This window comes from Salinibacterium sp. ZJ70 (assembly GCF_011751865.2).
GTDB lineage: Bacteria > Actinomycetota > Actinomycetes > Actinomycetales > Microbacteriaceae > Homoserinibacter.
Genome location: NZ_CP061770.1, coordinates 211660 through 231535, shown reverse-complemented (window position 1 = coordinate 231535; position 19876 = coordinate 211660). Strand labels below are relative to the sequence as shown.

Here is a 19876-nt window from a genome sequence, read left to right as displayed (position 1 = left end):
ATCAGCCCCGGTATCCGATGAGCCAGCTGAGCCCGAACCGGTCGCGCACGACGCCGTCGTGATCGCCCCACGGGCGGGGCTCGAGCGGCGAGAGCACCTCGCCGCCGTCGGCGAGGGCCGCGAACCATGAGGTGAGCACGTCCGGCTCTGCCGCGCCGAGGAGCGAGAGCATGAGACCCGACACGTCGAGCGTCGGCTCGCCCACAGGGGCATCGGATGCGAAGAGCGTCACGGGGCCCACCAGTTCGCCGTGGGCGACGGCGTCGCCTGGACCATCCTCGCGCCCGAAGTCGGCGTAGCTGTGCAGCCGCAGCTCACCTCCGAATGCCGAGTGGTAGAGCGTGAGCGCCTCGCGCGCAGTTCCGGGGAGGGCGAGATAGGGGGACGGCGCAGCCATGGAGCGAGGGTACTCCGAGCGATGCGCGCTGTCAGCACCTGAACGAAACCTGCTGAGCTACCACCGGTCGGCGTGGCACGCAAGCCCCCGCCTGTGATTCGACAACCCCCCGCGTGGGGGCCACGATGTTGACAACGGCTCGAAGCAGAACCGACCGGCCCTCAGCAGGAGAGGACAGGAACCATGGCAATCACACTCGCAGCACCCCCGATGGTCGACGAGACGGCGGAGGTTCCCGCTGTTCCCGCATGGATCGCGGTGAGCGAGGGGCTGTGGTCGTGCACCCTCACCGGAGAGTTCCTCGGCAGCGTCGAGTTCACGGCAGGCGGTTTCGAGGCGGTCGACTCCAACGGCACGCCGCTCGGGCGCTCCCACAGCCTCATCGGAGCGAAGAAGCTCATCGAGGGTCTCCCGCCGGAGCAGTACAGCGACGTGCTGCGCTGGCGTGACGATCGACGCGCGTTCGCAATCGCGTGGACGGCGCTGTTCGTCTCGGCGGTCGCCTCCGTCACTCTCGCGCTGCAGTTCCTCGGCTGACGCCCGCTGTTCTCACCGCCCCCGGGCAGGCGCCGCCTGTGCGGCATCCGTCCGCGCGTCGGAGGTGCCGCCTAGGCTGGCCCTCATGGCTCGCCCCGTGACTCCCGGCTTCGCATGCTCCGAATGCGGATGGACGGGCGCCAAGTGGTTCGGCCGGTGCCCCGAGTGCCAGCAGTGGGGATCGGTCGTCGAGCGCGGCGCGCCCACCACGAAGGTCTCCGCGGTCGCCGTCTCGCCCACGCGGATGGCGCGGCCCATCACCGACCACATCGCCGAGGACGCGGCGCACCGCCCGAGCGGCATCGGCGAGTTCGACCGCGTGCTCGGAGGCGGTCTGGTGCCGGGCGCCGCGATCCTCATCTCGGGTGAACCGGGCGTCGGCAAGTCGACGCTCCTGCTCGAGGTGGCCGCGCGCGCCGCGCGCCGAGGGCTTCGGGTGCTGTACGTCTCGGGCGAGGAGTCCGCGAGCCAGGTGCGCCTCCGCGCGGAGCGCACGGGCGCCCTCGACGATGAGCTCTACCTCGCCGCCGAGACCGACCTCGCGACCGTGCTCGGCCAGATCGACGCCGTGAAGCCGCAGCTGCTCATCGTCGACTCGGTGCAGACCGTCGCCTCCGCGCAGACCGACGGCGCCCCCGGGCAGCCGGCGCAGGTGCGCGAGGTCGCTGGCACCCTCATCCGCGTCGCCAAGGAGCGCTCGCTCCCGTTGCTGCTGGTGGGCCACGTCACGAAGGACGGCTCGATCGCCGGGCCGCGGATGCTCGAGCACCTCGTGGATGTCGTGCTGAGCTTCGAGGGAGACCGGCATACGCCGCTGCGCTTCGTGCGCGCGCTCAAGAACCGCTTCGGCCCCACAGACGAGGCGGGCTGTTTCGAGATGACCGGCGACGGCATCGCCGAGGTGCCGGATCCGTCGGGTCTCTTCCTGTCGCGCTCGACGACGCCCGTGCCCGGAACGTGCGTCACCGTGACGCTCGAGGGTCGCCGCGCCCTGCCGGTCGAGGTGCAGGCGCTCGTCGTCGGCACGACCGCGCCCAACCCGCGCCGCGTCGTGAGCGGTGTGGATGCGGCGCGCGTCGCGATGCTCATCGCGGTGCTCGAGAAGCGGTGCCGCATCCGGCTGTCGCAGGCCGACGTGTACGTGTCGACGGTGGGCGGCATCCGCCTGGCCGAGCCCGGCGCCGACCTCGCGATCGCTCTCGCCATCGCTAGCGCCGCGAAGGACGTGCCGCTGCCGCGCCGCCTCGCCGCGATCGGAGAGATCAGCCTCGCCGGCGAGGTGCGCCCGGTCGCGGGCGGCAAGCAGCGACGCGCGGAGGGCATCCGCCTCGGGTACACCACGATCGTCGACGACGGCGCAGGATCCATCCAGACCGCCGAATCGCTCGCCTTCTCAGCGGCGGTCGACGCCACGGCCGCGGCACCTGCGTTCTAGAACAGCAGGAACGCCTTGTCGGATTCCGCGGTGATCTCGCCGAGGCTCACCGAGAGTCGGTAGGTGGCACCACCCGCCGCGACCTCGGGGCGTTCGCCGTCGCACGTGGTGGTCGACGAGCGCGTGCGGTCCCACGCGAAGGGCGTGGTCGTGATGGGTGTGTTCGGCTCGATCACGATCTGCGCGGCCGCCGGCTCGCGCTGGCAGTCCCGCGAGTTCCAGATGGGGTCGTCGCCCGAGACGATCTCGTACAGCTGCACATCGGTTCCGACATCGAGCGTGCACGCGACGGCCCCGTTGTTCACGATCTCCATCGAGACGAGCGGCTGCGTGCCGTCCGGGTACTCTCCCGCGTCGGTCTTCGGGGTGAGCGCGATGACCGCCGGGTTGCAGGCAGCCGTCGGATCCGAGGTCTGCTGAGCCGCGGGCGGTTCCGTGGGCTCAGGCTCAGGGGCGCGCGCATCGCTGCGCGACTGGACGAGCGACGAGATGAGCAGCACGATGACGGCGACGACGGCGAGCGCCGCAAGGCCGACGACGATCCTCCGCCGCCGGTACACCGACGCCGGCAGACGCCCGGGCGACTGGCTGGACATGTCGCCAGGCTAGAGCCCCGAGTACGTGACACCTGGGATAACGCGCCGGGAGGGCGACGGCCCGCTCAGAGCAGCTTGAGCATGCGGGTGTTGCCGAGGGTGTTCTGCTTGACGCGCGCGAGGTCGAGGAACTCGGCGACGCCGTCGTCGGGTGAGCGCACGAGCTCGGCGTACACCTCCGGATCGACGACCTTCTCGCCGATCGGCTCGAAGCCGTGACGGCCGAAGAAGTCGGTCTCGAACGTGAGACAGAACAGGCGCGTGAGCCCCAGCTCGCGCGCATTCTTCTCGAGTTCGGCGAGGATCGCGTGGCCGATGCCGTGCCGCAGCCAGTCGTCGTCGACCGCGATCGTGCGGATCTCACCGAGATCCTCCCAGATGACGTGCAGGGCGCCGCACCCGACGAGGCGTCCGTCGGGGGCCTCCGCGACGACGAACTCCTGGATGTCCTCGAACAGCGTGACCCGCTCCTTGCCGAGCAGAATGCGTCGCTCGACATACGGCTCGATGAGCTGCAGCATCCCACGGACATCGGCGGTGCGGGCGCGTCGCACCCGGAACTTCTCGGTCACGCCTCACCCTAACCCTGCGCGGATGCGTCGCGGATTCAGCGCGGCCGCTCCAGCCGATCCGGGAGAGCGGCGACCGCCTCGACGAGCGCCGGGGCGAACTCGGCCACGTGCGCGGCCGCCGCGTCCTCGGATTCGGGGACCGCCAGCCAGCTCACAATCAGCACGACGGGGCCTGCGGCGTAGAACGCGGTGGGGCCGGATGCGCGCTCCCCCGTCTGCCAGGTGACGTCGCGCATGTACTCCACGGTGCCGAACGGCCACAGACCACTCGGCGCCGCGAGCGGGCTGTATGCAACACGCACACCCTCCTCGGTCTCCTCGAACGGCGTCCGCGCGGAGGAGGCGAGATCGGTCATGAGCAGCGAGGCGCGATCGGCACTCGAGAGCACCATGATCTCGACGTCGTAGACGAAGCCAGGCCCCCGCGCGAGGCCGGACCAACCGGGGCTGTCGTAGGAGCGCGCGGCGCGCGCGATGCGGCTGGCGTCATAGTCCTCGCTCGTCCAGTCAGCGCCGACCGTCGGGGTGTCGAGACCGAGGGTGTCGACGACCTCGAACCCGTCGGGGGCCGCGGGCAGCAGTTCGGCCAGCATCGCCTCGATCTCGGCAGGAGGGAGGGTCCCCGCGGTGGGTGTGGGTGCCGACGTGCGATCGACGGCGGTGTCCGCATCCGAGGTGCACCCCGTGAGCAGCGCAGTGCAGACGAGGACGACGGCAGCGGCGAGACGACGGGGGGAGGTCACGCCCGCACTCTACCGAACGCACCCCCCGAATGGGGGTGTCCCGGCATGACAGAGGGGCGGAGGCCGAAGCCCCCGCCCCTCTGTGAGAGTGCGCGCGTTACGCCGTCGCGGTGTCCGCGTCGCCCGGCTCGACGGCCGCGGCGATCGCGGCCTCCGTGAGCTCGCGACCCGGCTGGCGACCCGTCGTGAAGAGGAACTCGCCGTCCACCAGGTCGACCTTGACGTGGTCGCCCGCGTCGAGACGGCCGTGGAGGATCTCCTCCGACAGACGGTCCTCGATCTCGTGCTGCACGGCACGACGCAGCGGACGCGCACCGAGCGTCGGCTCCCAGCCGAGCTCGATGAGGCGGAGCTTCGCGGCCTCCGAGATCTCGATCGTCATGTCGCGGTCGAGCAGACGGTCGCTCAGGCGCTTCAGGAACAGATCGACGATCTGGCGCAGCTCCGCCTGCGAGAGCTGCGGGAACACGATCGTCTCGTCGACGCGGTTCAGGAACTCCGGCTTGAAGTGCTTCTTGAGCTCCTCCACGACCTTCCCCCGCATCGCACGGTACGAGTTCTCGACGTTGCCCTCGAGCGTGAAGCCGACGGGACCGCCCGTGATGTCCTTCGTGCCGAGGTTGGTCGTCATGATGATGACCGTGTTCTTGAAGTCGACCACGCGGCCCTGACCATCGGTCAGACGACCCTCTTCGAGGATCTGCAGCAGCGAGTTGAAGATGTCCGGGTGCGCCTTCTCGATCTCGTCGAAGAGCACGACGCTGAACGGCTTGCGGCGCACCTTCTCGGTGAGCTGACCGCCCTCTTCGAATCCGACGAATCCGGGAGGGGCACCGAACAGACGCGAGACGGTGTGCTTCTCGCCGTACTCGGACATGTCGAGCGAGATCAGGGCGTTCTCGTCGTCGAACAGGAACTCGGCGAGCGCCTTCGCGAGCTCGGTCTTACCGACACCCGTGGGGCCGGCGAAGATGAACGAGCCCGAGGGACGCTTCGGGTCCTTGAGGCCGGCGCGCGTGCGGCGGATCGTCTTGGCGAGCACCGAGATGGCCTCGTGCTGGCCGATGACGCGCTGGTGCAGGGCGTCCTCCATGAAGATGAGTCGCGCCGACTCCTCCTCCGTGAGCTTGAACACCGGGATGCCGGTCGCCGCGGCGAGAACCTCGGCGATGACACCCTCGTCGACGGTGCCGTTGGCCTCGACGTCGCCCGCACGCCACTGCTTCTCGAGGCGCAGACGCTCACCGAGCAGCTGCTTCTCCTCGTCGCGCTTGGTGGCCGCGAGCTCGAAGTCCTGGTTCTCGATCGCGCCTTCCTTCTCGGCGCGAACGGCGGCGATCTTCTCGTCGAACTCGCGCAGCTCCGGCGGGGCCGAGAGGATGCTGAGGCGCAGACGCGCGCCCGCTTCGTCGATGAGGTCGATCGCCTTGTCAGGCAGGAAGCGGTCCTGCACGTAGCGGTCGGCGAGGTTCGCGGCGGCGACGATCGCGCCATCCGTGATCGACACCTTGTGGAAGGCCTCGTACTTGTCGCGGAGGCCCTTGAGGATGTTGATCGTCATGGGCAGGTTCGGCTCGTTGACCTGCACCGGCTGGAAGCGGCGCTCGAGCGCGGCGTCCTTCTCGAAGTGCTTGCGGTACTCGTCGAGCGTCGTGGCGCCGATCGTCTGCAGCTCGCCGCGCGCGAGGAGCGGCTTCAGGATGTTGGCCGCGTCGATCGCGCCTTCGGCGGCACCCGCGCCGACGAGCGTGTGGATCTCGTCGATGAAGGTGATGATGTCGCCGCGGGTGCGGATCTCCTTGGTGACCTTCTTGAGGCGCTCCTCGAAGTCACCGCGGTAGCGGGATCCGGCGATGAGCGAGCCGAGGTCGAGCGTGTAGAGCTGCTTGTCCTTGAGGGTCTCGGGCACTTCGCCGCGCACGATCGCCTGCGCGAGACCTTCGACGACGGCGGTCTTGCCGACGCCGGGCTCGCCGATGAGGACAGGGTTGTTCTTGGAGCGGCGGGAGAGGATCTGCATGACGCGCTCCATCTCCTTCTCGCGCCCGATCACCGGGTCGAGCTTGCCTTCGCGGGCGGCCTGCGTGAGGTTGCGGCCGAACTGGTCGAGGATCTGGCTGCCCTTGTCGCTCGCCGGGGAGTCGTTGCCGCCGACCGCGACCTGCTCCTTGCCCTGGTAGCCCGAGAGCAGCTGGATGACCTGCTGGCGCACACGGTTGAGGTCAGCGCCGAGCTTGACGAGCACCTGAGCGGCGACACCCTCGCCCTCGCGGATGAGGCCGAGGAGGATGTGCTCGGTGCCGATGTAGGAGTGGCCGAGCTGGAGGGCCTCACGGAGGCTCAGCTCGAGCACCTTCTTGGCGCGCGGGGTGAACGGGATGTGGCCGGTCGGCTGCTGCTGACCCTGGCCGATGATGTCCTGCACCTGCTCGCGCACGGCGTCGAGTGAGATGCCGAGGCTCTCGAGGGCCTTGGCGGCGACGCCCTCGCCCTCGTGGATGAGGCCGAGGAGGATGTGCTCAGTGCCGATGTAGTTGTGGTTGAGCATCTTCGCCTCTTCCTGGGCGAGGACAACCACACGGCGAGCTCGGTCGGTAAAGCGCTCGAACATCTTCAACTCCTTGCGAGGCGCACACGGGTGGCGCATCGATACTTCGAGGGTAACGACGGCACCCCCGCCTGGATGCCCCTGTTCGCCGTGGGCGCATCCGTGCTTGCGTTACATATCGATTGTCGTTATGTTAACGATCATCGATAAGGATTGGGGTGACGTCGTGGAGCGCACGACCGAGATCGGCAAGGCGGATCGCGCGACGGTCCTCATCATCCTCGTGATCGGAATGTTCGGCGGCGGACTCCTCGCCGGGCTCGGCCTCATCATGGGCATCTTCCGACTGCTCGACCCGGGGCGCTACCCGATCGAACTACTCGCCGACATCCCCGTCGAGGCCGGCCCCGGCATCCTGGAGGCCCGCGCGACGAGCATCATCGTCAACGCCGAGACCCTCCCTGCGGGCGCACTGTGGGCATTCGCGATCTCGGATGTCGTGGGAGGCATCGCGATCGGCCTCGTCACCGCGTGCTTCGCCTACGTGCTGTGGCGGGTCGCCCAACGCCACCCGTTCCACCGCACGACGCAAGCGGCGGCGCTCGTCGCCGGATGCGCCATCGCCTTCGGCAGTCTCATCTCGCAAGGTGTCGGCGGACTCGGACGCATGATGGCCGCCGACGAACTCAATCCGTCGCTCGGCGGGGTGGCAGAGGTCGGCTTCCTCTTCCAACCCCTCCCGATCGTCGTCGGCTTCGGGGTGCTCGCCCTCGCCTACGTGTTCCAGGCAGGCGAGCGCCTGCAGCGAGACACCGAGGGCCTCATCTGATGGCGCCCGCCGCACCGGACGACGAGGGTCGCATCCACTGCCGGCTCGACGAGCTGCTCGAGGAGCGCGGGATGACGCTCACGCGGCTGTCGGAGCTCGTGGGCGTCAGCATCGTCAATCTCTCGGTGTTGAAGAACGACCGCGCCCGCGCGATCCGCTTCTCGACGCTCACCGCGGTCTGCGATGCGCTCGAGTGCCAGCCCGGCGACCTCTTCGTGCTGCGCGAGCGCTGAACCGAGCGGCCCCGCACCCCCACCGCACGCTGAGGTGTCAGTTTGTGCCGCGCCGCCCCGGCGGCAGGCGGCACAAACTGACACCTCAAGGGCCCTCGAGGGGGGGCCCGTGTCAGAGGAGGGGGCGGGAGGCGGAGGAGTCCATGGAGACGGTGCGCAGGTCGAGGCGACGCAGCACCGCGTTGACCGCTTCCGGGTCGACGCCCTTCTCGCCGCGCATGCTCAGCACCTCGCGCCGGGCGGCGGCGAGCGCATCCCGCATCATGATCTCCATCGCGAGCACCTGACGCCGCGCCGTCGCCTCCGACTCGGTGTCGGGTGCGTCGTCGTGGTCGAGGAGGTTGTGGAGCCCGCTGATGCGCTCGCGGGCACGCGCGACGAGGGCGGGGTCGATCTGCTCGAGCTGGGGCGAGCTGCTGATCGCGGTCGCCGCCGCCCGCTCGGCGCGGAGCGCGATCTGACGCTCCAGACGCTCGACCTCGACGTGGTCATCAACCGGCTTCAGGAGCTTCATGAGCGCGGGGAGGGTGAGTCCCGGGATGACGAGGGTCGCGAGGAGCACGGCGCACGCGGTCGCGATCATGAAGTTGCGGCCGCTGCCGACCCCCACCGGCAGGGCGAGAGCGAGCGCGAGGGTCGCGAGTCCGCGCATGCCGCACCAGGTGACGATGATGACGTCCTTGAGTTTCTCGCTCATCCGGCGCCTGCCGTCGTCGACGGTGCCCTCGGCACGCCATCCGGCGCCCATGACGATCGCAACCCACACGAATCGCACCCCCACCACGACGGCGACGATCGCGGCGATCGCGGGGATCCATCCGAGGATCTCGGCGCCCTCATCCTCGATGACGTATCGCATCTCGATGCCGACGAGACCGAAGGCGACGCCCGTCGTGAGCATTTCCACGACCTCCCAGAAGGAGTTGCGGGTGAGGCGCTCCTGGGAGTCCTGCGGGCGGTCGCGGCGCACGAGCTCGACGGCGAGCACGACGACCGCGACGACGCCGGAGAAGTGCATCTGCTCGGCGATCATGTACACCGCGTACGGCGCGACGAGGGTGATCGCGGTGCGGGCGACGAGGTTGGGGACCATGCGGTTGATGCCGCCCACGATCCACGCCATCGCGAAGCCGATGACGACGGCGCCGGCGGCTCCCGCGAGGAACGCGGGCACGATCTCCCACCCCACCTCTCCTCCCGAGAGGGCGGCGGAGACCGCGGTCTGGAAGATGACGATCGCGATCGCGTCGTTGAAGAGACCCTCGGTCTGCATCATCGTCATGAGCCGACGCGGCATCCGCACCTTGCCCGCGACGGCTTCGACGGCCACCGGGTCGGGCGGCGCGACGATCGCGCCGAGGGCGATCGCGGCAGGGAACGACAGCAGCGGCATGAGGTACCAGGCGACGCCGGCCACGGCGATCGCGGTGAGCGCGACGAGCAGCACCGCCATCAGCACGAGCGTCTTCCACCGCACGCGGAACACCCCCCACGACGAGCGCTGCGCGACCGCGAACAGCAGCGGCGGAAGGAAGAGCGGCAGGATCAGCTCCGGCTCGATGTGCAGCTCGGGAATGAACGGCAGCCACGCGGCCGCGGCGGCGGCGATGAGCACGAGCACCGGATACGGGAGTCGAATGCGTTCCCCGAGCCCGGCGAGCAGCACAGTCCCGAACATGAGAGCGATCAGGAGAACGACGAAATCCATTCTCGGATGCTACGCCTGCCCCGGCGGCCCGTCGGCGGTACCCTCGGCGCATGAGCAACCTGGAACGCGACCCGCAGGAGCTGGTGTGCGCGGCGGTGCTCGATGCGAGCGGCGTCGAGGTGCTCGAGCCGCGCGAGGTTCCGCTCGGCGGACCGCGGGCGCTTCTCGTGCGCCGCACTCTGCCGCAGCGCGCCCGCAGCTTGGTGGGCGCGTGGTGCTTCATCGACTCCTACGGCCCCACGCCCACTCCCCGTGCGGGCACGATGGACACGCCGCCGCATCCGCACACCGGGCTCCAGACGGTGAGCTGGCTGTACGAAGGTGAGATCGAGCACCGCGATTCGACGGGCGCGCATCAGCTGGTGCGCCCCGGACAGGTGAACCTCATGACGGCGGGCCGCGGCATCCAGCACTCCGAGGTGTCGACGACGGCCGCGCGGGCGCTGCACGGCGTGCAGCTGTGGACGGCGCTTCCGGATGCGGCGCGCGGCGGGGCCCCACTGTTCGAACACCATGAGGCGGATGTGGTGGAGGTCGGCGACGCGACCCTGCGCGTGTTCGTGGGTTCGTGGCTGGGCTTCACCTCGCCCGTGACGACCTACACGCCGCTCGTCGCCGCCGAGCTGCGCCTGCCCGCGGGCGCGAGCGTCGAGCTGCCCGCGGATGCCGGGTTCGAGTACGGGCTCGTGGTGGATGCGGAGCCCGCGCGGCTGCAGGGCGTCGACGTGCCCGCCCACCATCTGGGCGTCGTGCCGGCGGGTGCCGAGGTGCTGCGGATCGCGGCGACGGCTGGCCCGCTGCGCGTGCTCGTGATCGGCGGGGCGCCGCTGGGCGAACCCATCGTCATGTGGTGGAACTTCGTGGGCCGCAGCCACGATGAGATCGTGGCGTGGCGCGAACGCTGGCAGAGCGATGTCGTCGCGGATGCCGATCGCGCAGGGCTGTTCGCGCACGTCGAGGGATACGACGGGGCGCCGCTCCCGGCGCCGGAGCTGCCGAACCTGCGCCTGCGCCCGCGCGAGAACCGCTGACTTACAGCTTCGTGCCGGGGTTGAAGATGCCCTTCGGGTCGAAGACGGCCTTGATCGCGCGCTGCAGTTCGCGCACGCGCGGCGACAGCTCGCCGTCGAGGGCGTGCAGCTTCTCGGTGCCGATGCCGTGCTCGCCCGTGACGGTGCCGCCGAGTTCCTGCGCCACGGCGAGCATCGCGTCCTGCGCGGCGTGGGCGCGGCGCAGTTGCTCGGCGTCGGCGGGGTCGTACGCGACGACGGGGTGGAGGTTGCCGTCGCCCACGTGGCCGCCGATCGAGATGATGACGTCGTGTTCGGCGGCGATCGTGGTCGCCCGTGCGACGACCGCGCCGAGCTGGGCGCGCGGCACGGCGATGTCGCCGTTGAGCGATCCGCCGAGGGAGGACTGCATGCCCGGGTGGAGGGCGCGGCGGGTGGCGAGCAGCTGGTCGAGCTCGACCTCATCCGCGGCGCGCGCGACCGAGATGGCGCGGTTCGCGCGGAACGCGGCCTCGAACGCGTCGAGCTCGCCGTCCGCGCCGTTCGCGGCATCCGTCACCGCGAGCAGCCACGCCTTCGCGGTCGCGGGGATGCCGAGACCAGGGTCGTAGGCGCGGATCGCGGTGAGCGCGACATCGTCGAGAAGTTCGAGCGTCGAGGGCACCTGCGGTGCGGTCGCGACGGCGTTGGCGGCTTCCAGCGCATCCGCGATCGTGGGGAACACGGCCGAGACGCCACGCGACGGGCCGGGCGCGGGACGCAGGTTGACGGTCGCCTCGGTGACGAGCCCGAGGGTTCCCTCGCTGCCCACCATGAGGCCCGTGATGTCGAGTCCCGCGACGCCCTTGATGGTGTCGCGGCGGGTGCGGATGACGGATCCGTCGGCGAGCACCACCTCGAGTGAGCGAATCGCCTCACGCGTGACGCCGTATTTGATGCAGCGCATGCCGCCCGCGTTGGTGGCGATCGTGCCGCCCACGGTGGCCCACGCGGCCGAGACGGGGTCGGGCGCGTAGAAGAGGCCGTGTTCGGCGACCGCGGTCGCGAGCTCGGCGATCGTCACGCCCGGCTGCACAACGGCGCTGCGCTCGATGCGGTCGATCGAGAGGATGCGGTTCATGCGCGCGAAGTCGATGAGGATGGCGCCCGCGACGCTCGAGGCTGCGCCCGCGAGCGAGGTGCGGGCCCCCTGCGGCACGATAGGCGCGCCGAGGCGGTCGGCGACGCGCACGATCGCCTGCACCTCGTCGGTCGACGACGGGTAGACGAGCGCCACGGGGGCACCCAGAGCGATGCCCGAGTGGTCGACGCCGAGACTGGCGAGCTCGGCCGCATCCGTCACCACCGCGTCCGCGGGAAGCGCCTCGGCGAGCGCCGTGATCAGTTCGCTCATCGTGCGTCTCCTTCGTACTGCAGGATGTAGAGCCCTGCGTTGTAGTCGGTCACGTAGGCGCGCAGCTCGGCGTCGACGAAGACATCGAAGCTCTGGATGACCTGCGGGCGGTCCGGGCGGGTGTCGACCATCTGCGCGGGGGCGGGCGGCACCCACGCGCCCACCTCGGTGGGCCGGAACGGGTCGCGGATGTCGAACGCCCGCACGCCGGCGTTCTGGTACGTCGCGAAGATGAGGGTGTCCGAGACGAAGCTGCCTGGCCGGTTCTCGTGCAGGTTGTGGGGGCCTGCGTGGCCGCCCTTCTGCGTGTAGTCGACGTCATCCGGGTCGGGGAAGGTGGCGAAGCTGATCGGATCGGTCTTGTCCTGGATGTCGAAGAGCCAGGTGCGCTTGATGCCGTCGGCGGCGTTGTCGGCGATGCCCTCATCCGCGACGACGAGCAGGTCGCGCGCCGGGAGCGGCAGGGAGGTGTGGGTGGCGCCGCCGAGGCGACCGGTCCAGTTCTTCCAGCTCAGCAGCTGCGGTGCCGTGCGGTCGGCGACGTCGAGCACGGTGAGGCCGCCGTCGCGCCATGAGGCGTAGGCGGTGTCGCCGTCGACGATCGCGTGGTGGAGTCCGTAGCGCCAGGTGTCGGCATCCCACGTGGGCGTCTCGCCGGCGGCGGCGTGCATGCCGGGCAGGGCGAAGCGTCCGGCGATCTGCGGATGCGTCGGGTCGGCCAGGTCGATCGTGACGAGGATGTAGTCGGTGTAGCCGTCGAGCAGCGCCGAGGCGTACGCCCAGCGGCCGCCCGTGTACCAGAGGCGGTGGAGGCCGACGCCCTCGACGGGCATGAACCCGATCTCGCGCGGCTGGCCGGGGGTCGAGATGTCGAAGACGCGCAGCCCTGCGGCGTACCCGCGCGCGGCGGTGAGGGCCGCGTCGCCCACCGAGCGACCGTAGTAGTCGGCTTCGGTGCGGAACTCGGTGTCGGCGAAGAGGTCCTTCGCGTTGATGACGAGCAGGAGGTCGTCGGCGGTCTGCAGGTGCACGCTCCACGTGCCGGGAGGGGCGGCGTGGAATCCGACGGTCTTCGGGGCGCGCGGGTCGCGCACGTCGATCACGCTGAACCCCTGCTGGAACGCGTGGGCGACGTAGGCGTAGCCACGGTCGACCATGATCTGGCATCCGTCGGGTCGGCCGCCCTGGTCGCTGTGCCCGAGGAAGCTGAAGTTGTAACCGTAATCGGGGGTTACCGGCGCGTTCATTCGATCTCCTGCCGTGAGGTATCCATCATCCCGCGCTCAGCGCGTGCGGCGGGTCTGCACGAACGCGAAGGCGAGCGCCATGATGAACACCCCGCCCTTCACGATGTCCTGTGCGAAGTAGGGGAACTTGAGCATCGTGAGGCCGTTGAGCAGCACGCCGATGAGCACCGCACCCAGCACCGTGCCGACGACGCTCGGCTTCTTCTGCCCGAAGAGCGCGTAGCCCACGTACGCCGCCGCGACGGCATCCATGAGCAGCGGGGCTCCCGCTTCGATCTGGCCGGCGCCGATGCGCGCCGTGAGCACGATGCCGCCGATGGAGGCGAGAACACCCGAGATCACGTACGCGAGCACGCGCAGGCGCCCGACCGGGAGACCGAGGTGGCGCGCGGCCTCCTCGTTGCCGCCCACGAGGTACATCGAGCGGCCGAGCGTCGTGCGGCTGAGGAACAGCCACGCGAGCACCGCCACCACGACCAGCAGGATCACCGGGAACGGGATGCCGAAGACGGTGCCCTTGCCGATGAAACTGAACGACGGCACGATGATGCCCGAATCGGGGCTCGCCGTGATCGACTTGCCGCCCGTGAGGGTGCGCTGCACCCCCGAGATGACGAACAGCATCGCAAGCGTCGCGAGCAGGTCGGGCAGCCCGAGCTTGACGATGAGGAACCCGTTCACGAGCCCCACGGCGACCCCGCACAGGATCGGCACGAGGATCGCGAGCCACGCCTCGCCGCGCCACTCGATCATCACGGAGGCCGCGGCGATCGTCGCGAGGCTCGTCGTCGATCCGATCGACACATCGAAGCCGTCGACCACGAGCGAGAACGTCACCGCGAGGGCGAGGAAGGCGCTCACCGTGATCGAGAGCAGGATGCTCATCAGGTTGCCGCCGGTGAGGAAGTTCGGATTCGCGACCGCGAACACCGCGATGACGACGATGATGACGGCGATCGCGGCGTTGCGGCGCAGCAGGTCGCGCATCCGGACGCCGGGGCTGAGGGTCAGCGCGCTGGTCATGCGTCGGTGGTCCTTTCGGTGAACATGAGGTCGAGTGCGGTGAGCTCGCCGGCGGGCTTCTCGAGCGCGACGCCGGATCGGCCGAGCACGATCACGCGGTCGGCGATGCGCAGCGCGTCGTCGGGCTCCTGGGTGAGGTAGAGCACGCCCACCCCGGTCGCGGCGAGCGCCTCGATGGAGCGAAAGATGGCCTCCTTGGCGGCCACGTCGACGCCCTTCATGGGCTCGTCGAGGATGAGCACGCGGCGCCCCTCGACGCCCACCCATTTGCCGATGGCGACCTTCTGCTGGTTGCCGCCCGACATACGGCGCAGCAGCTGGCTCTCGCGCTGCGGCTGCACGTCGTAGTCGGCGATCACGTCATTCGCGTGGGCGCGTTCGCGGCGGGCGCGCACGATGCCGCGGAAGCCGAGAGCGAAGTGGGTGCGCACCGTCTCGTCGAGCCAGATGCCCTGCGTGCGGCGCTCCTCGGGCACGAGAGCGAGCCCCGCGCGGCGCGCGTCGACGGCGTTCCGGATGCGGGCTGCGGCACCCGCGACGGTCGCGCGGTAGCGACCCTGCAGGCCGAAGAGCGTGCGCGCGAGCGAGGTCTTTCCGGAGCCGAGCGGCCCGTACACGGCGACGATCTCGCCCGCATCGACGCGCAGGTCGAACGGGGTGCGGCCGCGCCCGAGGTCGATGCCGTGCGCCTCGAGCGCGGGGGCACCGGATGCGGCGGGCCGCTCGGTGCGGTGCGTCGCGGTGAGCTCGCCCGTGATGGCGCGCACCACGTCATCCGGTGCGACATCCGCGATGGGGGCTGCGAGACTCACGACGCCGCCGCGCAGCACCGTCACATCGTCGGCGATGCGGAACACCTCGCCGAGTCGGTGCGAGATGAAGACGATGCCGATGCCATCGGCGGCGAGCGTCTCGACGATGCCGTAGAAGCGCTCCGTCTCGGCGGTGTCGAATGCGGAGGTCGGCTCGTCGAGGAAGAGGAAGCGCGCGTTCTGCGAGGCGGCGCGCACGAGCGAGAGCGCCTGCTTCTCGTAGAGGCTGAGGTCGCGCACGAGGCGCTGCGGGTCGAGGTCGACCCGGTAGTGCTCGAGGATGTCGCGCGCGCGGCGGGCGTTCTCGCGCGGCGAGAACAGGCGCTGCTTCTCGCGCTGGAGGGTCGCGGCCAGCAGGTTCTCGTGCACCGTCGCATCCGGAACGAGGGCGCGGTCGACCTCCTGGGCCAGCAAGGCGACCCCGCGACGGAGGGCGTCGGCGGGGCCGGTGAAGCGCACGGGTTCGCCGTCGATCCGAAGCTCGCCGGCGCTCGGCGGAAAGAACCCGGATCCGATGTGCACGAGCGTCGACTTCCCGGCACCGTTCATGCCGAGGAGGGCGTGCACACGACCGCCGGTGACGGCCAGGTCCACCGAGTGGAGGACCGGGCCGTCACCGTAGTCATGTCCGACGCCCGTGAGCGTCAGAGCGGAGGTCACTTGCCGGAGCGCTCGTGGAGGCTCTTGATCCACGCGGGCCACGTGGACTCGTCGGTGTTCCACGAGGGCACGAACTCGGCGAGCTCTGTGTAGCTGATCTCGGTGTCAGGCAGGTCGGCCTTCGTGACGAGCGCGGGGGTGACGAGGAGGTTGCCCACCTGGTCGCCTGCGGCCTTCACCCATGCGAGGCGCACCTGCGAGCGGCCGATGGTGGCCGGGTTCGAGGCCGAGGCGGCGCGGAAGTCGACCGTCTCGTCCCAGAAGTACGGGAGCTCCTGGTCGGTGAGGTCGACCGTGTACACCGCGATGTCGGTGCGACCGGCATCCGCGAGGGCCGTGAAGGCGCCGCGCGTGAACTCGTTCCAGTGGCTCCAGATGGCGGTGATGTCGCCGCCGGCCGGGTTGGCGGCGAGGAGCGCCGCAACCTGCGCGGAGGTGTCGAGGGCGGGGCTGCCCGAGACGGTGCCGGTCTGGGTGACGATGCGGATGCCGGGGTTGTCGGCGACGAACGCGTCGACGGCGGCGAGACGACGGTCGAGCGGCGCGAAGCCGGCGACCGACAGCACGACGACACCCGCCTCACCCGACTGCTCCTCGGCGAGCGCGCCGAGTCCGTTCGTGGCGAGGGCGGCGTCATCCTGGTCGATCGAGCTGACGCCGTCGAGGGTGATGTCCGAGTCGTAGGTGACCACGACGATGCCGGCGTCGAGCGCCTTCTGCACGCTGTCGTCGAGCGCCTCAGCGGTGCCGTTGTTGATGAGGATCACGTCGGCGCCGGTGTTGACGGCGGTGTCGACGTTCGACGCCATCTTAGCGAGGTCGTTCTGCGAGTCGAGGATCTGCAGCGATCCGCCGAGACCTTCGACCTCGTTCTCGAGCGAGGCCACGTAGGTCTCGTACCAGGAGCCGGTGGTGATGCGGGTGACGAGCGCGACGTCGAGGCCGCCGTCGACGGCGGCGGGGATCGTGGCGTCGCCCTCGAAGTTGCCGGGGATGACGAGGTTCGCGGGCGCGTCGGTGTCGACGGCGGCGGTCTGCTCGGAGCAGCCGGCGAGCAGCAGGACAGCGGGCAGCGCGACGGCCGCGGCGCGGAGGACGGTGGTGCGAGTGGTCATGGTGCAGTTCCTGTCGGGTCGGAGTGCGCCAGCGACTGTCCGGGCTTCGGGCCCCGGATGCGGTGGGCGCTCAGAAATCGTACGTACGTCGTGACAGGTCAACGAAATGCGGTCGTCACACTCCGTAAAGCGACGGGAGGATGACGCGCCGCGTCAGCGGCTGGTTCGGGCGGCCGACGGCGCGTCGTCCTCCCGGCGGGATGCGCGGCGGGCGCGCTCCTCGGCTTCCATGCGCGCGTAGACCTTGCGCTCGTTGCGGTCGGCGCGGATGATCGCGCGCATGATGAACCAGAACACGAGCCCGAGGGCGATGGTGGGGATGACCGAGAAGATCGCGTTTCCCCAGAAGTCGGTGGGCATGATCTCAGCCTAGAGCGCTCGCCTCAGCGCGGGCTGAGGATGACGACGAACACGACGATCGCGAGCATCAGGACGAGCCCGCCGTACATGGCCAGGCGCGAGGTCTTGCGGTCCACGATCAGCCCTTCGCGATGATGCCGGCGATGCCGGTCGCGACCAGATAGATGCCGATTCCCGCGACCACGATCCACACCATGATGCGAGCGTTCGTGATCTCCGAGGGCTTCTTGCCCTGCTGGTCATCGGCCATGCGGGAACCCTATCCTCTCCGTCTGAGTGCGGCCGCGGCCTACTTGACGAGCGGGAAGAGGATCGTCTCGCGGATGCCGAGGCCGGTGATCGCCATGAGCAGGCGATCGATGCCCATGCCCATGCCGCCCATGGGAGGCATGCCGTGCTCCATCGCGGTGAGGAACTCCTCATCCAGACGCATCGCCTCGTCGTCGCCGCGCGCCGCGAGCTTCGCCTGCTCGACGAAGCGCTCGCGCTGGATGACGGGGTCGACGAGCTCCGAGTAGCCGGTGGCGAGCTCGAAGCCGCGCACGTAGAGGTCCCACTTCTCGACGACGCCGGGGATGGTGCGGTGGTCGCGCACGAGGGGCGAGGTGTCGACGGGGAAGTCCATGACGAACGTGGGGCGCTCGAGTTCGCCCTTCACGAAGTGCTCCCACAGCTCCTCGACGTACTTGCCGTGGGTGGGGAGCTTGACCTCGACGCCTTCCTTGTCGGCGAGCGCCTTGAGCTCGTCGAGCGAGGTCTCGGGGGTGATCGCGACGCCGGCCTTCTCGGAGAGCGAGTCGTACATCGAGATGCGCGCCCAGTCGCCTCCGAGGTCGAACTCGGTGCCGTCGGCCCAGGTCACGACGTGCGAACCGGACACCGCGGTCGCGGCGTTCTGGATGAGCTCCTGCGTGAGGTCGGCGATGGTGGTGTAGTCGCCGTACGCCTGGTAGGCCTCGAGCATCGCGAACTCGGGGCTGTGGGTGGAGTCGGAGCCCTCGTTGCGGAAGTTGCGGTTGATCTCGAAGACATGGTCGATGCCGCCCACGGCCGCGCGCTTGAGGAACAGCTCGGGCGCGATGCGCAGGAACAGCTCGGTGTCGAACGCGTTCGAGTGGGTGACGAACGGACGCGCCGCCGCCCCGCCGTGCATCGTCTGGAGCATGGGCGTCTCGACTTCGAGGAAGCCGTGGTCGGCGAACGTGGCACGCAGGCTCGCCACCGTCTTGGCACGCGCGACGACCGTGTTGCGAGCCTGCTCGCGCACGATGAGGTCGAGGTAGCGCTGGCGCACGCGGGTCTCCTCGGAGAGCTCCGAGTGCAGGTTCGGCAGCGGCAGCACGGCCTTGGAGGCGATCTTCCAGTCGCTCGCCATGATCGACAGCTCACCGCGGCGCGACGAGATGACCTCGCCCGCGACGAACAGGTGATCGCCGAGGTCGACGAGCTCCTTCCAGCGCTGCAGCGACTCCTCGCCCACCTCGGCGAGCGACACCATCGCCTGGATGCGGGTGCCGTCACCCGACTGCAGTGCGGCGAAGCAGAGCTTGCCGGTGTTGCGCAGGTGCACGACGCGACCCGCGACACCCACCTGCACGCCTGTGGCGGCATCCGGCTCGAGGTCGCCCCACTGCGCACGCACCTCGGGGATGGTGTGCGTGATCGGCAGCGTCACCGGGTACGCACCGTCGCCCTCGGCGATGAGGCGCTCGCGCTTGGCGAGACGGACGGCCTTCTGCTCGGCGATCTCCTCGCCGGTCAGTTCGGATTCGGGCGCGTTCTGCTCGGTCACGGGTTCTCAGTTCAGGTAGAGGGCTTCGTTGTCGATGAGACGGGTGGATCCGACGCGCGCGGCGATGAGCGCGCGTGCGGGCCCGCGGTAGTCGTCGGACACCTGCTGGAAGGTGCGAGGGTCGACCACACTAAGGTAATCGACCTCGATGAGCTGTTCCCCCATGAGCACCGACTGGGCGGCGGCGAGCACCGCATCGATGCCCCGATCGCCTGCGGATGCGGCGGCGGCGAGGGCCGTGTGCAGCAGGGGAGCAGCGGCCCGCTCCTCAACGCTCAGGTAGCGGTTGCGGCTCGACCGGGCGAGGCCGTCGGCCTCGCGCACCGTCTCGACCGGTTCGATGGCGAGCGGCATGTCGAGGTCGCGCACCATGCGCTGGATGAGGAACAGCTGCTGGGCGTCCTTCTGCCCGAACACGCCGACGGCGGGCTGCACGATGTGGAAGAGCTTCGAGACCACGGTCAGCATTCCGTCGAAGTGGCCGGGGCGGGAGCTGCCTTCGAACAGCTCGGCGACGGGGCCGCCGCGCACGAACGTCTGCGGGGCGCCATCCGGATACATCTCGGAGACCGGGGGCGCGAAGACGATGTGGGCGCCGTGGCGCGCGAGCAGCTGCACGTCGGCGTCGAGGTCGCGCGGGTAGCGGTCGAGATCCTCGGTGGGGCCGAACTGCAGCGGGTTGACGAAGATCGACACGACCACGATGTCCGCGAGCTCGCGCGCCTGATCGACGAGCGCCATGTGCCCGTCGTGCAGGGCTCCCATGGTGGGGACGAGGGCGACGCGCGCCCCTTCGATGCGGGTGCGGAGTTCGGCGATCGTGGTCACGACCTCGGGGAGGTTCACGGTCATCAAGCGTATCCGGC

General features: G+C 69.8%; 20 protein-coding genes. 5 read left to right on the top strand and 15 right to left on the bottom strand.

From position 1 onward, the window contains the following. Window position 1 precedes the first annotated feature (1 nt). On the bottom strand, window positions 2-397 hold the full coding sequence (locus HCR12_RS01135) for a VOC family protein (RefSeq protein WP_166868634.1): 396 nt from the start codon (window positions 395-397) through the stop codon (window positions 2-4). 183 nt (window positions 398-580) lie between these two features. On the opposite strand from HCR12_RS01135, the gene HCR12_RS01130 reads away from it, so the two are divergent. Continuing rightward, a complete protein-coding gene (locus tag HCR12_RS01130) occupies window positions 581-934 on the top strand; it encodes a hypothetical protein (RefSeq protein WP_166868632.1) in 354 nt (117 codons plus the stop codon). 85 nt (window positions 935-1019) lie between these two features. After that, entirely contained in the window at window positions 1020-2369 is a 1350-nt protein-coding gene (gene radA / locus HCR12_RS01125) for a DNA repair protein RadA (RefSeq protein ID WP_166868630.1), read from the top strand. Here the strand turns inward: radA and HCR12_RS01120 are convergent. The 4 genes from HCR12_RS01120 to HCR12_RS01105 all read right to left on the bottom strand — a co-directional run bounded on the left by HCR12_RS01120 (window position 2366) and on the right by HCR12_RS01105 (window position 6891). Next, complete coding sequence (locus HCR12_RS01120) at window positions 2366-2965, bottom strand: hypothetical protein (RefSeq protein ID WP_166868628.1); 600 nt, start codon at window positions 2963-2965, stop codon at window positions 2366-2368. The two genes, radA and HCR12_RS01120, sit on opposite strands and share 4 nt — an antisense overlap. Before the next feature lie 65 nt (window positions 2966-3030). Further along, on the bottom strand, window positions 3031-3537 hold the full coding sequence (locus HCR12_RS01115; protein ID WP_224763570.1) for an amino-acid N-acetyltransferase: 507 nt from the start codon (window positions 3535-3537) through the stop codon (window positions 3031-3033). A 35-nt stretch (window positions 3538-3572) separates the two neighbouring features. Then, window positions 3573-4280 (bottom strand): hypothetical protein, encoded by a 708-nt coding sequence (locus tag HCR12_RS01110; protein ID WP_166868626.1) that lies wholly within the window; start codon window positions 4278-4280, stop codon window positions 3573-3575. Window positions 4281-4377: 97 nt separating this feature from the next. Continuing rightward, window positions 4378-6891, bottom strand: a complete 2514-nt coding sequence (locus HCR12_RS01105; RefSeq protein ID WP_224763568.1) for an ATP-dependent Clp protease ATP-binding subunit — start codon at window positions 6889-6891, stop codon at window positions 4378-4380. Between the two features lie 127 nt (window positions 6892-7018). Between HCR12_RS01105 and HCR12_RS01100 the strand changes: the two genes are divergently transcribed. Together HCR12_RS01100 and HCR12_RS01095 are read left to right on the top strand one after the other, a co-directional pair. Further along, complete coding sequence (locus HCR12_RS01100; RefSeq protein WP_166868624.1) at window positions 7019-7657, top strand: hypothetical protein; 639 nt, start codon at window positions 7019-7021, stop codon at window positions 7655-7657. Further along, on the top strand, window positions 7657-7890 hold the full coding sequence (locus tag HCR12_RS01095; protein ID WP_166868621.1) for a helix-turn-helix domain-containing protein: 234 nt from the start codon (window positions 7657-7659) through the stop codon (window positions 7888-7890). Before HCR12_RS01100 ends, HCR12_RS01095 begins: the two co-directional genes overlap by 1 nt. A 112-nt stretch (window positions 7891-8002) precedes the next feature. Here the strand turns inward: HCR12_RS01095 and HCR12_RS01090 are convergent, their stop codons facing one another. Then, entirely contained in the window at window positions 8003-9598 is a 1596-nt protein-coding gene (locus HCR12_RS01090) for a cation:proton antiporter (protein ID WP_166868619.1), read from the bottom strand. Between the two features lie 50 nt (window positions 9599-9648). Here HCR12_RS01090 and HCR12_RS01085 point away from each other — a divergent pair, with 50 nt between their 5' ends. Continuing rightward, window positions 9649-10629 carry a pirin family protein gene (locus HCR12_RS01085; RefSeq protein ID WP_166868617.1) on the top strand — a complete coding sequence of 327 codons (981 nt, stop codon included), beginning with the start codon at window positions 9649-9651 and terminating at the stop codon, window positions 10627-10629. A gap of 1 nt (window position 10630) precedes the next feature. Here HCR12_RS01085 and HCR12_RS01080 read toward each other — a convergent pair whose 3' ends face one another. The 9 genes from HCR12_RS01080 to panC all read right to left on the bottom strand — a co-directional run bounded on the left by HCR12_RS01080 (window position 10631) and on the right by panC (window position 19862). Further along, window positions 10631-12001, bottom strand: a complete 1371-nt coding sequence (locus tag HCR12_RS01080) for an FAD-binding oxidoreductase (protein WP_166868615.1) — start codon at window positions 11999-12001, stop codon at window positions 10631-10633. After that, window positions 11998-13248, bottom strand: coding sequence for an LVIVD repeat-containing protein (locus HCR12_RS01075; RefSeq protein ID WP_166868613.1), 1251 nt, complete (start codon window positions 13246-13248; stop codon window positions 11998-12000). Before HCR12_RS01075 ends, HCR12_RS01080 begins: the two co-directional genes overlap by 4 nt. A gap of 36 nt (window positions 13249-13284) precedes the next feature. Then, entirely contained in the window at window positions 13285-14271 is a 987-nt protein-coding gene (locus HCR12_RS01070; RefSeq protein ID WP_224763567.1) for an ABC transporter permease, read from the bottom strand. Next, window positions 14268-15743, bottom strand: coding sequence for a sugar ABC transporter ATP-binding protein (locus HCR12_RS01065; RefSeq protein ID WP_166868611.1), 1476 nt, complete (start codon window positions 15741-15743; stop codon window positions 14268-14270). Before HCR12_RS01065 ends, HCR12_RS01070 begins: the two co-directional genes overlap by 4 nt. Continuing rightward, window positions 15740-16858 (bottom strand): sugar ABC transporter substrate-binding protein, encoded by a 1119-nt coding sequence (locus HCR12_RS01060; protein WP_166868609.1) that lies wholly within the window; start codon window positions 16856-16858, stop codon window positions 15740-15742. Before HCR12_RS01060 ends, HCR12_RS01065 begins: the two co-directional genes overlap by 4 nt. Before the next feature lie 153 nt (window positions 16859-17011). Continuing rightward, entirely contained in the window at window positions 17012-17218 is a 207-nt protein-coding gene (locus HCR12_RS01055; protein WP_166868607.1) for a hypothetical protein, read from the bottom strand. A 118-nt stretch (window positions 17219-17336) separates the two neighbouring features. Further along, complete coding sequence (locus HCR12_RS13735) at window positions 17337-17468, bottom strand: hypothetical protein (protein ID WP_255429666.1); 132 nt, start codon at window positions 17466-17468, stop codon at window positions 17337-17339. 39 nt (window positions 17469-17507) lie between these two features. Then, window positions 17508-19010: a lysine--tRNA ligase gene (gene lysS / locus HCR12_RS01050; RefSeq protein WP_166868605.1), complete on the bottom strand. Its 1503-nt coding sequence runs from the start codon at window positions 19008-19010 to the stop codon at window positions 17508-17510. Window positions 19011-19016: 6 nt separating this feature from the next. Beyond that, the gene (gene panC, locus HCR12_RS01045; RefSeq protein WP_166868602.1) at window positions 19017-19862 is read right to left on the bottom strand and encodes a pantoate--beta-alanine ligase; all 846 of its coding nucleotides are present in this window, start codon (window positions 19860-19862) and stop codon (window positions 19017-19019) included. Window positions 19863-19876 lie beyond the last annotated feature (14 nt).